The sequence below is a fragment of the Thiothrix eikelboomii genome (assembly GCF_900167255.1).
In the GTDB taxonomy this organism is placed as follows: Bacteria; Pseudomonadota; Gammaproteobacteria; order Thiotrichales; family Thiotrichaceae; genus Thiolinea; species Thiolinea eikelboomii.
The window spans coordinates 35,028-36,458 of the sequence record NZ_FUYB01000028.1; the positions used below are offsets into that span (position 1 = coordinate 35,028).

General features: G+C 45.7%; 2 protein-coding genes and 1 CRISPR repeat array. Both genes read right to left on the reverse strand.

What is annotated here, in order from left to right; all coding sequences use genetic code 11:
• The first annotated feature begins 6 nt into the window (after window positions 1–6).
• A CRISPR array of direct repeats spans window positions 7–547; the repeat unit is 28 nt; unit sequence CTCATAACCCCGCATGGGGATTCGTAAC.
• A gap of 122 nt (window positions 548–669) precedes the next feature.
• Window positions 670–972, reverse strand: a complete 303-nt coding sequence (gene cas2, locus B5D50_RS18560; protein ID WP_078924156.1) for a CRISPR-associated endonuclease Cas2 — start codon at window positions 970–972, stop codon at window positions 670–672.
• Entirely contained in the window at window positions 973–1,368 is a 396-nt protein-coding gene (cas1, locus tag B5D50_RS18565) for a CRISPR-associated endonuclease Cas1 (RefSeq protein ID WP_327193582.1), read from the reverse strand.
• Window positions 1,369–1,431: the final 63 nt, after the last annotated feature.

The following is a 1,431-nucleotide window of genomic DNA, read 5'->3' on the forward strand; positions in this document are numbered from 1 at the left end:
GGTTTCCTCATAACCCCGCATGGGGATTCGTAACAACTAAGACCGCTACTGACCGAACTCACCGATTGGTCTCATAACCCCGCATGGGGATTCGTAACAGAAACTGTATCCGGTTGGTGAGCGCTGCAATATGACCTCATAACCCCGCATGGGGATTCGTAACTATAGCAGCATCAATGGGGTCAAGTCCTTTTTAGATCTCATAACCCCGCATGGGGATTCGTAACTCGAATGAATGCCGCAGTTTGAGAATATTCCCCATGTCTCATAACCCCGCATGGGGATTCGTAACACCCAGTTGATCGCATGGGCAGGTCGCAGCAATAGCCTCATAACCCCGCATGGGGATTCGTAACGGTACTGAGGCGAGCCGAGGCCGCATTGAGCTTGCTCTCATAACCCCGCATGGGGATTCGTAACGATGAAGCGAAGCTAAAACTAGCTCGCGCTGAAGCACTCATAACCCCGCATGGGGATTCGTAACACACCATGCGCCGCGCATTCGGAGAAAACCACAGTCTCATAACCCCGCATGGGGATTCGTAACCCCTGATTTTAGTGCATTTTGAGCCAAATGCCGCTTGATCAGGAGCATTAAAACTAGCATAAGTAGTAGATGTAAGTACATCAACGGGTAGGTTTAAATACTTCATTGCAGGTCGAAGTACCTTATAAAACCGTAAAATCACGGCGATGATCCTCTAAAGGTGAACGTTTTAGCTCTCCCTTACCTGATTCATGTTTAGATAAAAGATACACATCGACATTCTGCCGATTGGCACAGCAAATTTCAGTCACCTTATCCTCTGGAATCATCAATTGACTCAACTCGCAACGTAATTGAATCGCCTGTGCTTCGGTAATATCTCCCGCAAACACCGAATACTGATTATGATTCAAATAGCGCCGCAATAACTTCTTAAATTTATTAGTGCGCTTAGCTTCCACATCATAGGTCATCAGCATAAACATCTATACCCTCCTTTTAAACGATTCATACTCACTCACATCGAGAACCTCACGCTCCAACATCAGTGCCTCTTTATAAATCCAATAGCGAAACGGATGACCTTGATAATCTTCCTCTAAGCGTTGGGCAAATTGTTCGGCGACATGGCGGCGTCCCGTTTCGGTAAGTAGACACACCTGATCATGTTGCTCAAACCAACTACTTTCTAGCATACGTCGCTGTACCATCCGAAAAATCAGCATATCGGTCAGTACTGGCTTAAAAGGCTCGGCTAAATCCAAACTCAATGACGCACGCCCATAGCCCGGTGCATGTAATACGCTAAAGGTTTCCTCTAAATGGGTTTTACTAATCTCATGGCGTACCACGGTATAGGTGAGTTGATTAAGAAACGAAATTAAACAATAGACCTCTTGCGAAAGTAGTCATTTTCGCCTATAAAGTTAAGAATGAACTACCTA